This window comes from Mycoplasma sp. AC157, assembly GCF_054343415.1.
This window is the reverse complement of sequence record NZ_JBTGVE010000009.1, coordinates 12720-29283: the sequence shown is the minus strand read 5'-3', so window position 1 is coordinate 29283 and position 16564 is coordinate 12720. Positions and strand designations below refer to the sequence as shown.

The following is a 16564-nucleotide window of genomic DNA, read 5'->3' as shown; positions in this document are numbered from 1 at the left end:
TTATTATCTTTCTTTTATATAAGGCATTAAACTTGAAATATGGTTGTAGTAGGCTGGTTGTTTTCCTTTTTCAAATACAACTCTAAGACCTATTACTTCATGTTTAATATCTATTGTGTTGTGAGTGTGTGGAATGGTGTGATGATTTTGATTTCTTTTAACAAGAGTTTTCATATCTGCTTTATGTCAGCTACCATCTACTGTTTTGTACTCTATATGATAGAATGGTTGATCTTTATAATAACCATAATAATTCATAAAGATTAACTCTAAACTATAAACATAAATAGGTTTATTGTTTTTCTTAGTGATTTCAAAAGTGATATCTTGTTTTTGATTTGCATTTACATATCAATAGTTCTTTCCAATTTTACCAAATGCACCTACTGGATCAAATACATATTCTTTTTTTCAACTTGAACTTTGTTGTGGTGCATTAATATTTCAAGTAGCACTTCTATTTCTATTTCTATAATCTTTATCTTCTGCTACTATCTTATTAAATCCATTGAATGTTAATGAAACAGTAGAAGATGCATTATTTTTTCTTACTGTATATAGAAGTATAGCAGTTCCTTCATAATCTTTTAGCGATTCTGCTCTAGAAATAGTAAAGTTTACATCATCTTTTGTATCATAGTAATGAAGTGATGAACTATTTAAATCAATTTCACTTGGAATAAGTTGTTTATTAAATAACTTATCTATTTGTGCTTGATAAACTTGTTTGTTCTTAATTACTCTTTGAACAATCTCTTTATCTGTTTCGAATTTTCAACTAACTTGTGAATTAAATGCTTTAGAATGATTATCTTTAGAAATTGTTCCACTAATAGTTGTAACTCTTATTCCTGTTTCTTGATCTTCTGTTACTGGTGTTAATGAATTTAAATGATATTGATAATCATCATCTGGAATATTAACTGCAAAATCATTAATAGCATATTCATTTAGTTTTTTATTTACTGATTCATTTTTAGTAATTAAAGTTAAATGCTCAATTCTTTCTGTTAATAATTCATTGTAATATTGCTCTTCTGTTTTGAAGTTAGTAAAGTTATCAATTGTGTAAGTTTTACTTTTTTCACCTTTTGTTATTTTAACAACAATAGAAATTGAAGTTTTGTTTTCATTTAATTTAAAACTTTCAATTTCATAACTTAAATTAGAATTTGGATTGCTAATTGAGAAATTTTCTTTTTGAATTTCGCCAAATCTTAAGTTGTTATTATCTATTGCTACATCTAAATGAGCAGCATTTTCAAATTCTTCATCTCTTGAAGGAACTATCGGTTCTTCTACAACTGGTTCGTTAGTAGTATTATCACTATTATTAGGTTCGCTTGTTGTAGGTTCTTCAATAGTTGTTATTGCGTTTGTTGGTTCTGAATCATTTGAATTACTTACTGTTATTTCTTCTGGAGTAGAAGGTATAACATTAATATCTTCTGTAGAGTTTGTATTATTTGCACTTTGATCATCATTTACAGAACTATGATCATCAACTGCAGTCGTTGTAGAATTGTCTGTAGGAGTTGATGGTTGCTCTTTCACTACTGGTTCTTCTGGACTATTTACAACTGATGGTTCTTCCGGTGTTTCAGTAGAAGTTACCGGGTGCTCGCTACTTGTAGAATTATCACTTGAAGTTAATATTGGATTTTCATTAACTTGTGGATTATTAGTTATTTCGGTAGCATTTATATTCTCTTCTGGTGTAATAGTTTCTACAACATTATTATTTTCTGTAGTTTCATTACTATAATCATACTTTTTAATGTAAGGCATTAAACTTGAAAGATTTACATATGATGAAGGTTGTTTTCCTTTTTCAAAAACAATTCTAATTGCCGTTACTTCTTTTTTAATATCTATTGTATTAGTAATATGTGGAATTGCATAGGGCCAAGGATTTATTTCCTGTTTTACAATCGTACTCATATCTGCTTGATGTCAATTACCACTTGCACTTGTTTTATACTCTATATGATAGTAATTAGATTCTTTATAATAATTACTATAATATAAAAAGATTAATTCTAACTTATAAACATAAATAGGTTTATTGTTTTTCTTATTAATTTCAAAAGTAATATCTTTACTTTGATCACTATTTACATATCAATAATTTTGACCAATTTTACCACCTAAACCAATTGGAGTAAATACATAATCTTTTTTATAAGATGTAGGATCTGCTTCTTGTGCATTAATATTTCAAGTAGCAGATCTATGAGTATTATTATAATCTTTATCTTCTGGTACTATTTTATTAAATCCATTAAATGTTAGTGCAACAGAAGAAACATAATCATTTTTTCTTACATTAAATTGTAATCTTGTTGTTCCTTCAACATCATTACTTTCTTCTGCTCTATTAACAGTGAAAAATACATCATCTTGAGTATCGTGATAATATAAAACCTCAGGATTTAAATCAATTTCACTAGGAATAAGTTTTTTATTAAATAACTTATCTATTTGTGCTTGATAAACTTGTTTGTTCTTAATCACTCTTTGTACTATCTCTTTATCTGTTTCAAATTTTCAACTAACTTGTGAACTAAATTCTTTAGAATGATTATCTTTTGCAATTGTTCCACTAATAGTTGTAACTCTTATTCCAGTTTCTTGATCTTCTGTTACTGTTGTTAATGATTGTAAGTTATATTGATAATCATCATCAGGGATATTAACTGCAAAATCATTAATTGTATATTCATTTAGTTTTTTATTTACTGATTCATTTTTAGTAATTAAAGTTAAATGCTCTATTTTTTCTGTTAATATTTCATTGTAATATTGCTCTTCTGTTTTGAAGTTAGTAAAGTTTTCAATTATATAAGTTTTACTTTTTTCATCTTTTGTTATTTTAACAACAATAGAAATTGAAGTTTGATTATCGTTTAATTTAAAACTTTCAATTTCATAACTTAAGTTAGAATTTGGATTATTAATTGAGAAATTTGTTTTTTCAATTTGACTAAATCTTAAGTTGTTGTCATTTATAGTTACATCTAAATGAGGTGCATTTTCAAATTCTTCATCTCTTGTTGTATCTATTGGTTCTTCTACAACTGGTTCACTAGGAATATTATCACTATTATTAGGTTTGATTGTTGTAGGTTGTTCAGTAGTTGTAGTTGAATCAGAAATTTCACTATCTGGTTCACTTGTTATTGGTTCTTCTTTTTTAGCAGAAGTATTTTCATCAGAAGGATTAGAAGAAATTTCAGATTCTTTTTTAGAATCTTCTTTTTCTAAATTTTCTTCTTGTTTTTTTTCTTCTACATCTTTATTTTTTGATGTTGCTAAAACTTTTTTGTCTTTTTTTATTGAACCATTTTGGTTAACTTTAGGTTTATCATCTACATTTTGATTATTAGATGAATTATTATTTTCCGCTGGTTGAATGGAAGTTTGATGATCATTCTTTTTAAAAAAATAATAACCAGCTACTGCTGTTGCACCGACTGCTGCAGTTGTAATTGCAGTTGCTGATAAAATTATTTTTATTTTCTTACTCATTATAATCCCTTCATTTTCACTCTATTATATTTATAAATATAATAATTATACATTTTTTTGCTAAAAAAGCAAATTTTTACCTTTTTAACACCTAAAAATACATTAAAATTAAAGAAAAATTCTTTTTTTAGTTTTATAAAAAACATAAAAATACATCCTAAATTTAGAATGTATTTATTAAAAATTATTTTTTGTAAACAATTTCTTTGTATGATTTTGAAGCATCTAATCAGTTGAATGGGAATAAGAATTCTAATGCAGTATCACTAAGAGTTCATATAAAATTAACAAATCTTAGTTTTTCTCCATTTTCTGGTAATTGATTATCTGGGATATTAACGTTTCTTAAATTAACAGTAAATTCAGCGCTTGTATAATCTTGAGCTCCACCTTCTTGTTTATAAACTAAGGAACTTGCTAAATCAATAGGTAAACCATTTTCATCACCAAAAATGTATTCATCTCCTTTAGCGTTTATAAATAAAGCATAACCATAATAAGCTTGTTCATTTGTTCTATTATCAAAATTATTTAATGCTGTTAATGGATTACTTGTTCTAGCAGTTGCAGGTAAATGAATAATTCCTTTTAATTTTCCTGAAGTTTCATCATATATTACTTCTTTTAGAGAGATAGCATCTGGATTACTTTTACCAGTATTAGTATTATATATATTTGATGCTCTTCCTAATTGTCATTGATCTCCGGCAACAAAATCTGTACCTAAGAAGTTAGAACCAGTTCCTGTTAATAGTGGAGATTGGTAATTTTCTCATATTTTTGGTGAATTATGTGCAAATAAAGTTTTTGCATTTTGAATTTTAAAGTTTTCAAGATTAAAGTTAAAAATTTTAGCAATTATAAAATCTTTACCTGATCCACCTGCTGTTATTCTTAATCTAACATCAACGAAATCTTGTTGATTTGCTTCTGTTGATCTATGAACTCATAAGACATCTCTTTTAAGACCTAAAGATACATCTACTCATTCTCTTCCTTCTGATCTAAATTTTCATTTATTTGTATTTAAATTCTTATAAACTAAATTAGAATTATTTGCTTGAATATCAATATTATGATTTACTTTATCTCCATCAGGGAACACATTACTTATGTTATAGTTAGAAAGTTCTCTTCATTTATTTTTTAACTCTTCACTAGCACCATTACCATCATTATAAGGTGTATAATAATTTCCACCCGGATTTCCTCTTAAGTTAAAAATAGATTTTTTCATTCTAACTTGATAATCAAAAGCATTTCCTGTTGTTGCTGTACTTGTTTGAGAATCTCCGGAATAACTATATCCACCATATTGTGTTCCAGCATCAGTTAATAATCTTTTTGGATCATAAACTTTTAAGTGGAATTCAAAATCTTGTCCTGTTGTTAGAACCCCACTCAATGATGTAGTAACAAAGTTTTCTTGTGTTCTAATGTCTATAGTACTTGTACCATTTGCTAATGTAGAAATATATGTACCAGTTCCTCTAGAATTAGTTTTATCTAAATTATCAAAGTAACTAAAGTCTACTTCTAATTTATTAGTTCTTGCTGCTCACTGTAGTACATCTCCTTCTATGTAGAAGGTTACAGTAGTTGTATTAGCACTACTATCTCTTGTAAATGAACGGTTAACAAATTTTAGTCCACTAACTTCTTGTTCCCTTCCACTTTTATCATTTTTTAATTTAAAGTTTCAGGAGTTAATTAAGTTAGTATTTAATGCATCATTTGGATCATTAAATACTAATTCTACTTGTGATAAGAATGTATCAGTATTTCCTTCTGGATTTGTTGTTTGTACAATTCTAGCACTAGCAATTGTTGGACGAGATATTTTTGTTTCAAAGAATTTAGTATCTCTTGCTGCTACATTAATAGTATCAGAGATACTGAAGGTGATTCCACTTTGGTTTGCTGCTTGTTGTGATTCTAATCCTATAACTTCATATTTTTTACCTGAAGTTACATCAGAGCTAACTAAATGGAATACAACTTTAGCAAGATTAGTAGAAGTATCTAAAGTAATAGCGGTTGCTGCTGTACTTGTTCTTATTGTTGAATCATCAGCATTTGCTTCTTTATAACGTAATTTTACTGATTTAGTATTTAAGTATTTATCTTTTGCTGCAAATGTTAAAGTAACATCAACTGTATCTGTTTCACTATTAGTACTACTAATAGATGTAATAGTTGCTGTTGTACCTAATGTAGTAAATTGTTTATCAGTATTTTGAATTGTATCATAGTAACTTAAAGTATTATTATCTATTTTAATAGTATCTATTGTATATTGAGTTTCTTTAGCAAGATTTCTAACTGTAAATGTTGCTTCTTGTTGATCATTTACAGTTGCAAAGATATCTTCATTAGAATTTTGTAATCTTAAAATTGCAAGTTTACCAACAACTCTAGAAGGTTCATAATCTTTGAAGGTTACTGTAATTGAAGCACTTTCTTCTTCTGTAGTGCTACTTATTTGTTTTATACCTACATAAGAAGAGAACTCTTTATTTACACCATTATCCACAGTAAAGGCAACGCTATGATCGCTTGAACCAGCAGATACTTCATTAGCAAATCCTGTAATTCTGTATTTTTGACCATTTTTTAGATTATTTAAAGTAAATTCTGCAGTATTGTTGTTAATAGTTACATTATCTGAACTTAGTTCGCTTCCTGTTTCATTATTACTATCATCTAATAATTTATATTTAACTTTTAAGTTCTTACCATTAGTATAACTATCAACATTAGCAATAGTTGCTCTAACTATTGCTTCTTGATTTACTATATTAGAGTAACTAATATTAGTAATAGTTGCAGTTGTACCAGTTGTAGTAAATTGTTTATTAGCATCTTGTACTGAAGATAATCAATCATATGTATTATCTCCAATAGTTAAACTAACTATATTGTATAGTGTATTTTTTTCTAAGTTACTTAAGTCAAATCTTATTGTTTTAGCAGTAGGATCAAAGTGTACATTTTGTGCTGTATTATAAGCACTTACATCACTTGTGTTATTTACTTTATTAAGCACAAGAATTCCAGATGCATTTGTATCTATATCAGACACATCACCTTGTAATCTTACTGTAACTTGTGCACTTCTTTCATCAATTGCACTAGTTGTAACTTGATCAATAACAGGTAATGTACTAAAGGTTTTGTTAGTAGGTTCAATACTTCCTGTGCTACCACTTAAGTTAAATTCAGGGAAAGGTTCATTGGCAATACTTAATTGTTTAGCATTAACTTTAATGTTAGTAATTTCGTAATCTTTTCCTGGTTGTAAATTATTAATATTTAATTCTAATTTTTTAGTATTAGGATCAATTTGTCCAGTTATAGTTTGTGCATCTCTTGTTGTTCCAGTTTCTCTATAAGAAACAACTATTTCTTTATGATTTCTTAATAAGTTTTCATCTGATTTAGCAAATCCAATAGATATTTTTGCACTAGTTTTTGTTTTTTCTCCATATTCAATATCTGTAACTGTTGCATAATTACTATTAGTATTGAAATAAGAATGCTGATTGAATTTATTTCAATTATCAATAGGAGATTCTACAGCAGAAACTCCATTTATTACAATATTATCAATTTTATATCTTGATTCTTTTGATAATTTTCCTGTAAATTCAATTCAGTAAGTATTGTAATCTTTTATTGCTACTTGATTAACCCCTAATTCTTCGTATTTACCTGTTGCAATATTGAAAAATCTAAGTTTAATTGCTCCAGGAGTATTAGTTTGAATGTTACTTGGATTAGCACGATTTATTGCCTTTAAATCTTGTTGACTACTTACAGATGCTTGAATTGTTATTGAAACTCCATCTCTTCCAACAACGTTATTAGCAATATCATACCTATAAACACCATCAGGAGTAATTAATTCATGTGTAGTATTTAAATTATTAGCAAAAGAAATAGTTATATTTTCATTAGAATTAACTGTTTGTAAACTTTCAATTTTATATTTAGAACCTTGAATTAATCCTTTGAAACTCGCTGCTATAGGTGTAGTTCCCGTATCGGTTGCTACTTGAATATTATTATAACCATTACCATTATTATTTATTTGATTTCCATTTTCATCAATTCTACCTTGCATTATAAATTTAATAGTAGAACCACGAACAATAATATCTTGTCCATCTTGTTTTGCTACTGTAATTACATCATTACCTGAGTGTGGTCCATCATTTGGAGCAACTTTTTTATAAGTTAACTTCAATGCTTTACCATTCATAAAGGAGTCAACATCAGCATCAAAGCTTAAAGTAACAAGTGCTTTTGATTTATTTGCATCTAATCATTTGTAACTAATACCTGTAACAGTTGCACTTGTTGGTTGTGTTCTGAAAGTTTTAGCACTTTCTGCTACTGTTGTTTCATATTCTAATATTTGAGCATTTTGTGAACCAATGCTAATACCTAAAACGGTATAAGTATCGTTTTTAGGTAATCCTGTAACATTAAATTCTACTTCATTACTTGCATTAAAGTTAGCAGTAGATTCTACTGTAGTAATTGCATTTGTAGAGTTGTTTACAACATGCACAAATGCTTTTTTATTTACTAAAGTTGTATCTTGAGTTTGAAGTGTAATTTTAATTTGTGCTGAATTTTCAGTAGTACTAATGGTTGATGAACCATTAACTCCTGCTATAGCATTAATAGTAGATAAAGTACTAAAGACATTATCTTTTTTATTATTTTCTGTTAAATTACTTAAACTGATAGTAGTATTAGTATCATTATTTTCACTAATTACTACTTCAGTTAAAGTATAACCAGTACCAGCACTTAAGGTTTTATTTTCAAGTAATGATTGATTATTAACATTAATAATTAATGAACCTTCATCATTAATAGTACCTGCAGTTGTTTCAAAAGTTTCATTTTCTTTTGTAAATTTAAGTTTTGCTTTTTTATTAACTAAATATCAATCTTTATTAATATCAAAGTTAATTGATAATAAAACAGAATCTTTAGATGCTTCTAAAGTTTGTAGTGAAGTAACTTTAGCTTCTTTTGCTGTTGTTTTGAATTTTCTTGCTGCATTATTTTGATCGCTTAATGCAGTATTAAATTCAATAGTAACACCATCTACTATTACTTCATCAATTACAAATTGATTATTTTTATCTAAATTAGTTAAGTTAAAGTAAACACTGTTATTAGCAATTGTTGCTTCTGAAGTATAAAGTGTTTGTGAACCATTAGTTGCACTACTAATGGATATACTTGCATGTTTACCATTTAGTGAATGTAATCCATCGCCAAAGGTTAAATTTAATCCTATGTTTGTATCAGTATCATTATTTGCAGGAAGATTATTAGTTATAGCACTTACAACAGGTAATGTTGAAAAGTCTTTAGTTACATTATCTGCAAAATTAACTGCAACGCCATCAATATTAATTGTTTGAACTGTAAATCCTGCTCCTTCTTCTAAATTAGTTAACTCAAAAGTTAGAGAGTTAGTTGCACCACTAACAGTAGCAGCAGTTGCTGTTGTAACTGCACTACTTCCATCTTTTTTATTAATGTAAGTTAAAGTTGCACTTTTATCTGCAAGAAAGGCATCTACAACTCTATCAAACTGGAATGTAACACTTGTTGAAGATTTAGTTTTATTATTGTTATCTTCAATAATACTAATTACAGTTGCAGAAGTTGCTTTAGTAGTAAAGTCTCTAATTCTTTGTTCTTGATTTTCAGTTGTAAATGATTTATCTAAATCAATGATTCTAAAGTCATTTGCACGTGCAGGATCTAATTCAATAGAAACATCTTGTAAAATGTATTTAGTATTTTTATCTAAGTGTTCTAGATTAAAGGTTGCACTATTATTACTAATAGTTGCTTGTGCTGTTTTTAGTGTTCCATTTGCAGCAGATGCAAATTTAATTAATGCTTTTTTATTATTAAAGGTATTAGTTGTATCTGCATTAGTAAAGTTAACAGTAATAGTAGCATTTTGTTCATTAACTGTAGTTGCAACTACATTTTGTACTACTCCTAAAGTAAAGAAAGTAGCAGTATCATTAGTAATATTTTGAATATTATCAATAGTAATTCTACTTGCAGTGTAACTTGCACCTTCTTCTAAATTAGTTAAATTAAAGTCAGCATGAATTACTCCAAGAGTATTACTAATAGTTGCAGTAGCAGTTTGTTCACTACCATTTGCTACAGTATAATGTAATGTTGCTGTTCTGGTATTTAAGTAAGCATCGATGTTATTAAATACATAAGTAACTTTTGCAGAGTTTTTAGTAATATCTTCTGTACTAATTCTTTCAACTGCTACATTAGTTGCAGTTGTATTAAAGGTTTTAGTAATATCACTTTTAATAGTAATATCTTCAAAGTTATTTCCTGAAGTATCTACTTTAATTCCTACTACTTCATAAGGAGTAAATTTACTTAAATTACTTAAAGCAAAAGTAATTTGTTTATTTGCTATTGTTTGACTACCTGAAGCTAAGGAACTTGAATTAATTTCAGTAACTGCATTATTTTCTTTATTTAAAATAGATAAAATTACGTGTTTGTTATTGTAGTTGTTTTGTGAATCAGCAAAGTGAACAACTACTGTTGCACTTGTTTCAGAAACGTTTTGGAAATCAAAGTTATTAACAAGTGGTCTTGTAAAGATAAATCTGTTGTTTGCTTGAACACTATCTGCAAATGAAACACTAATGTTGTCAGTTGATCCTTCACTTAAAGCAAAAGCAGTAATATTGTATTTTGTTCCTGCTTCAAGGTTTTGTGCATGAATTCTTAAGATTCCACTTTCAACTGTTCCTCTTGCTACTACTCTATCACTTGAGTTGTCTTTAGTTAAAGTTACATCAACTGATTTAGTATCCATAAATTTATCTACAACATTATCAAATCCAAGTTCAAAAGTTACATCAGTATCTCCATTAGTAATTTGGTTGGAAGAAATTACTTTTGCAGTTGAAGAAGGAGTTGTGAATTTATTTAATTCTTCATTAAATCCTGTTATTTTTGGAACTTCTTGATTAGCAATAGTAACTTTATCAATAGTATAACTTGTAACTTTTTCTAAGTTATTAAAAGTTAAAGTTACTTTTTTGGAATTGAATTGTTCTGCAGTTAAATCTTGTTCAACAAAAGAAGAAATTCCATCAGCACTAGTATAAACTACTTTGATTTTAGCATTATTTGTTAAATAAGAAGGATTAGAGTTAACAAAGTTAAAATCAAATGTTGCAGAATTTTCACTTAAGTTGGTTCTTGTAATTAATGAAACTGCTGGTTTTGTATAGAATGTTTTATTATTTTCAGTAATAGTAGCAGGAATTACATAATTAAAGTCTGCTTCAGTTAATGTTTCATTTCCTGGTTGTGATTCAATATGAGGCATTACTTTAGTTACAAGATATTTTTTACCTTCTTCTAAATCACTAGCTTTTCCTGTTGCTTGTCCTAATTCATCAATTGTTGCTACAACATGTTTTTCAGTTGCATTTGCATTTTCTGCTTCTTTAAAGTAAATATCTACTTTTTTGTTAACTAAAACAATATCAGAATTTAAGTCAAAAAATAGTTTAATGTCAGCAGATTTTTCATGTTCATTTTCAAATTCAATTTTTTGAACATCAAATTGTTTTGCAGTTGTAGTAAAACTGTTGTCTTGTCTTGAACTTACTTCTCTACCATAGAAAGTAGGTAATTCAATATCAAATTGAATTCCTGTTACTTGGTATTCTACACCTTTTAATAAGTTATTTAAAGTATAAGTAACTCCTTCTTCTGTTATTTCTACTAAATTAGTTGAAATTGGTGTAGAAGTTAGAGTTTCTTGTCCTTCTTTGGTGTTATTTACTTGGTAAAGTATTTTTGCTTTTCTATGAGAAGGCGTTACTGTTCCATCTTCTGATGTTGTTTGGAGAATTGTTTTAAGAGCATCCGCAAAAGTTATTTTTAATTTAACAGATGTATCTGTAATATCAAAAGCTTGAATTTGTTTAATTCTAGAACTTGTTGTAAAGGTTTTTTGATTTTCATTATCTGCTCTTAAATTAGTTTTAATTTCATCAGTGTCTTTGATTTTAACACCTAATAATGTATAAGTTGCACCTGAATCAAGTGGTTTTGCTACTTTATCATTTGCGTTAGTTGAACCATCAGGATTTTCATTAATTTTAGTAGTATCTCCACCAAGGTTGAAAGTTACTTTTAGAGCATTAGCAACTGCTTCGGAAGTAAATACTTCATCACTTGCAGGATTGGTTTTTTTGTAGCTTAAAACTAGGGTTTTTCCGCTTAAAAAGTTATTTTCTGGACTATATACTAAATTAACAGATGCAGAGTTATGACTTGTTTTTGCATAACCTTGTATATTTAAATCTGCTTCTCCAACAATTGTAGTAAATGATCTTAATGCATCGTTTTGTTCGATTGCATAATTAAAAGGTAAATTGAATGAATCTGTTGAGTCTTTAAGAGTTATTTTTACTTTAGCAATTTTATAGGTTAATCCTTGTAATAATTGTGTTGCATGGAATGTAGCAGTATAAACATCTTCTGTTCCTGCTTTTTTAGTTAAAACTTGTTTTTCAATTGCTTTATCATTGAAAGGTTCTAAAGAAACTTCAATAGATGCTCCATCTAAATTTGCTTTATTATTTTGTGAATTAATATCAATAGTAAATGTTTGTTCCTTTGCATGTCTTTCTGCAAAAGTAATAGCACTTACTGCTTCTTTAGTGCTAAAGAATAAAGGTTTTTTAGCATCATTTTTAAGACTTTCTTTGAATTGCACACTTGAATCTGCTGCTTCAACAGAAATAATTTCGTATTCTGTTCCTTCTTTTAAAGTGGCTGCATCGCTGCTTCCGTTAAAGTCAAAAATAGATGAATTACCAATCACAGTTGATGTAATTTCTTTAACTTCAGAAGTTCCTTTAATTTTGTATTTTAATTTAGTTTGTTTTCCAATTAATGATATTTCTGGTTCATCGTTTGATTTTAAAAATCCTACTAAAATTTGTCCAGTATTACTTTCCATTTTAATTGTTTGAACTGTATTTACTTCTAGTTTGATTGCTGGTGTATTAAATGTTTCTTTTGCTTCAACACTATAAGGAACAGTAATTTCTCTTTGAGAAACAATTCCATTATAATCTTTTTCATCTACAATTGCAACATATTCAATTGTATATTTTCTTGCAGGTTGTAATCCTTTAATAATAAATTCTGCTTGTCCATCTTTAATTTCAACAGCTTGGTCAAAAGAAATTCTTGTTTCTTCATTTTTAACATCTTTATCTTGATTGTTTGGATCAACTACTCCTTCTTGAGTAGTTGTATAGTGATATTTTAAGATTGCTTTTTTACCATCTAATGATTTAATTTCATCAGCAAATTTAACAGTAACTTTTTGTTCTCTAGAGTTTATAGAGTTTGTTACAAATTCAGAAACGTTAGCTTTAGTTACAACAACTTTTTTATCTTCGTTTAAAACATTAAATTTCTTTTTCTCTTTTGTAATGCTTCTATTATCAGTATCAAAAGAAATTTCATATCTTTTACCAGCTTGTAACTTTTGTGCTAATCCTGTAGAATCAAAGCTTCATTTTCTTAAACTATCAACGTATTTCGCAACCCCTGTTTGCACAACATTTTTATCAGCATCCATTAAAGAAACATGAATATCACTTCCGTTTAATTTGTAAGTTTGTTCATCGCTAAAAGCAAAATCAAAAGCAACACTACTATCAGTAGTTTTACTAAAGTTTTGTTCAATATCAATAACATCATATTGGATTTCTTTTCAGTTTTTAAAAATGAAAAAAGGTGCCAATATACCAGAACCTATAACTGCTCCACCAAAAGCTAAGGCAATTATAGCTGCTAATTTTTTACTAAATTTTTTATTTTTTTTCTCTTCCATAACTTTTCCTTTTTAGATTTATTTCAATTTTTTACTAATTTTTTTACTAAAAATTTTTTGCAAAATTATTTAGCAAAATTCTATTAAATTATTTTATAATTAATAATCTAATATATGTATACATTAATAAATAACAAAATTTTACCATATTTTGATAAAAAAAACATAAAATAAGCAAAAGTGCCTTGCAAAATCATTTTTTTGCTAAAAAAGTGCTTTTTATTTTGTTTTTAAAAAATTAATGTGCTAAAATTTTTGCACTATGAACTTAGAAAAATACACTGCATATTTAATAGAATGATTAAAACAAGAAGTAGCTAAAGCTAATATGAAAGGTGTCATTGTTGGCATCTCTGGAGGGATTGATTCTGCTCTTGTTGCAACTCTTGCAAAAAAAGCATTTCCAGACAATAGTCTTGGTGTTATTATGCCAATTAATAGCATGAAAAACGATCAAGATGATATTGCAAAACTTGTGCAAAAATTTGATTTAAAAACTGTAACTATTGATTTGAAAGATACTTATGAAACAATGCTAAAATCCTTTGATTTACAAGATAAACTTGCAATTGCTAATATTAAACCAAGATTGAGAATGACTACTCTTTATGCTCTTGCACAAGAGTATAAATATCTTGTTTTAGGAACAGATAATTTCTCTGAAATGTATCTTGGATATTTTACAAAATATGGTGATGGTGGGGTAGATTTACTACCTATAGTACAAATTACTAAAAGTGAAGTAAGAGCAATGGCAAGATACTTAGAAATTCCAGAAAGTATTATCAATAAAACTCCAACAGCCGGTTTATGAGAAAACCAAAGCGATGAAGCAGAATTAGGTTTTACTTATAATGACTTAGAAACTTACTTTAAAGACAAAAGTAAACTTGATTCAAAAACTATAGTTTTAATAGAAAAACAACATAAAATTAGTGAACACAAAAGAGTTGCTTTACCAAGACCAAAACATTACAGCGAAATCAATTAAAGTAGGAAAAACAAGGCATTTTTCCTAAATTAGTTTTTTTCTTTAATATTTTTAAGCAAAAACGAAATATTTAGGCGGGAGAGTATGACAACGATAGAAAGCAAAAGCGAAAAAGACAAAAAAATTATAGAAACAATTATTTTTGCAATAGTTGAAGAAATCAAAGTTTCTAATATTTCTTTTTCAAAAAATTTCGAAGATGGAAGAACAAACTCAACAATTAATGAAAAAGAAATTTTAAAATTTATTTTAGCAAATCAAAAAATCAAATCATTACTTAAGAAAATGGAATTAAAACTAACAGATAGCAAACCAAGAGAATGATATGATTTAGCTATTGAAGGTGAAACTTCTGAATATTTTGTTCCTATAAACTTAAAAATAACCTCCCTAGACAATAATTCTGGTGATAATTTGAATTCAAAAGGTGGCATTTATTTTGCCTTAACTGGAAATAAACCAGATTTTTCAAATCAAATAAATTGAAATGATTATTTTCAAAAACTTCACGACAATATTAAAGAAAACTATAAAGATTATTATTTTTTGATCATTGATAAAAATAATTTAAAAGAATCATTCTATACTTCTTTAAAACAAATAGAAACTTTAGTTTCCAATGGAAATAATTTACCATTTCAGTGTATTTGAAGCAAAAATAAAAATTTAAAATACAGAACTTATAATGAAGCTAAACAATTTATTTTACATTACCTAAGAGAAAGTATAGAAAAAAGAGCAAATATATTAAATGATTTTAACAAATACTTTACAAAAAAAGGTGATGAAAATGAATAATATAACACAATTAAATAAAAAGAATTTAGGCCAAGTTTTTACTCCAGAATTTATTGTTGAAAAAATGATTAAATTAATATCTATACAAAATCCAAAACGTATTTTAGAACCTTCATCCGGAACAGGTAATTTTTATTATAAATTAAAGGAAAAATACAGCAATTCGGAAATTATTGCAATTGAAAAAGACAGCACTATAAGTCATAAAGAAGCCATCATTGATTCCTATTTTAACACCAACTTTAAAAGTGATGTTATAATAGGAAATCCTCCTTATGTAGACTTTAAAAACATTCAAGAAAATTTGCATTCAAACTTTCTAAATCATAAACCTAATTTATTTTATTTTTTTCTTGAAAAAGCTTTATTTGATTTAGAAGAAAATGGAGAATTAATTTGAATTATATCAAGCAAAATATTTTCCAATAGTAGTGCTAAAAAATTAATAAAACATATATATGATAATTTTTCCATAACATACTGAGAACCGATTTCTGAAAACGTGTGAGAAAACGCATCAGTTCCTACTTCTATAGTAAAAATAGTTAAAACTAAAAATCATCCTAAAAAGTTAGAATATTTTTATAATAATGGAAAAATAATATTTGGTAAGCCTTTAGAATTAAATCATAAAATAGTAGTAAAAGTAGGCGGTGCTTCTGGTTTTAATAGCAAAATTAAAGCAGGACTTACAGAATTTATAAATTCACAAACTGAAAGAACATTAAAAACAACAAAAATAGCTTACGAGCCTGAAAAGTGGATAAGACCAACTCCTAAAAGTCCACATAATTTTTCTTTTCAAATTTTTGTTAATTGTTTAACAAGAAAAGAAAAACCTTTTTATATTTTAAAAAATACACAAGAGAACAAATTTATACATTATGATGCATCAGTTCTTTCGATTTACACTTTTTGTTCTCTTGATGAAACTATGGAGATTCTTGAAAAACTTAATAATTTTGACTGAGAAAAAGCAGGAATTAAAAAAGATGGCAGATTTCATTTTTCTCAATCACTGTTAAGTTCAATTATATTCAGTAATAAATAATAATAAAAATGAAATAAAAATAATTATTTAAAGTACAACATTGTATTGATTACTTTAATGGAAGTGTAAGATATTTTGTCTAAATTTCTCTTGCTTACTTTTTTAGTAAGAGATTTGAGAATAGCAAAACACAAATCTATTAAAATTAGACAAAAAATCATAAATAGACAAAACAAAAGTTAGGAATTTAATCTTCATTTTTGTAAGTTATTTATGATTTTTTTAATTATTCTTCATCAAATACTATTTTTCC

General features: G+C 27.0%; 5 protein-coding genes. 3 read left to right on the top strand and 2 right to left on the bottom strand.

Annotation, left to right across the window (positions count from 1 at the left end; all coding sequences use genetic code 4):
* Nucleotides 1-3 precede the first annotated feature (3 nt).
* Both ACXX84_RS02205 and ACXX84_RS02200 read right to left on the bottom strand, forming a co-directional pair.
* Entirely contained in the window at nucleotides 4-3528 is a 3525-nt protein-coding gene (locus tag ACXX84_RS02205) for a lipoprotein 17-related variable surface protein (protein ID WP_458572820.1), read from the bottom strand.
* A 184-nt stretch (nucleotides 3529-3712) separates the two neighbouring features.
* Nucleotides 3713-13471, bottom strand: coding sequence for a hypothetical protein (locus ACXX84_RS02200; RefSeq protein WP_458572819.1), 9759 nt, complete (start codon nucleotides 13469-13471; stop codon nucleotides 3713-3715).
* 262 nt (nucleotides 13472-13733) lie between these two features.
* Here ACXX84_RS02200 and nadE point away from each other — a divergent pair, with 262 nt between their 5' ends.
* The 3 genes from nadE to ACXX84_RS02185 all read left to right on the top strand — a co-directional run bounded on the left by nadE (nucleotide 13734) and on the right by ACXX84_RS02185 (nucleotide 16311).
* A complete protein-coding gene (gene nadE / locus ACXX84_RS02195; protein ID WP_458572818.1) occupies nucleotides 13734-14462 on the top strand; it encodes an NAD(+) synthase in 729 nt (242 codons plus the stop codon).
* A gap of 84 nt (nucleotides 14463-14546) precedes the next feature.
* Complete coding sequence (locus ACXX84_RS02190) at nucleotides 14547-15260, top strand: hypothetical protein (protein WP_458572817.1); 714 nt, start codon at nucleotides 14547-14549, stop codon at nucleotides 15258-15260.
* Nucleotides 15253-16311 (top strand): Eco57I restriction-modification methylase domain-containing protein, encoded by a 1059-nt coding sequence (locus ACXX84_RS02185; RefSeq protein WP_436358462.1) that lies wholly within the window; start codon nucleotides 15253-15255, stop codon nucleotides 16309-16311. The genes ACXX84_RS02190 and ACXX84_RS02185 overlap by 8 nt, the downstream gene beginning before the upstream one ends.
* Nucleotides 16312-16564: the final 253 nt, after the last annotated feature.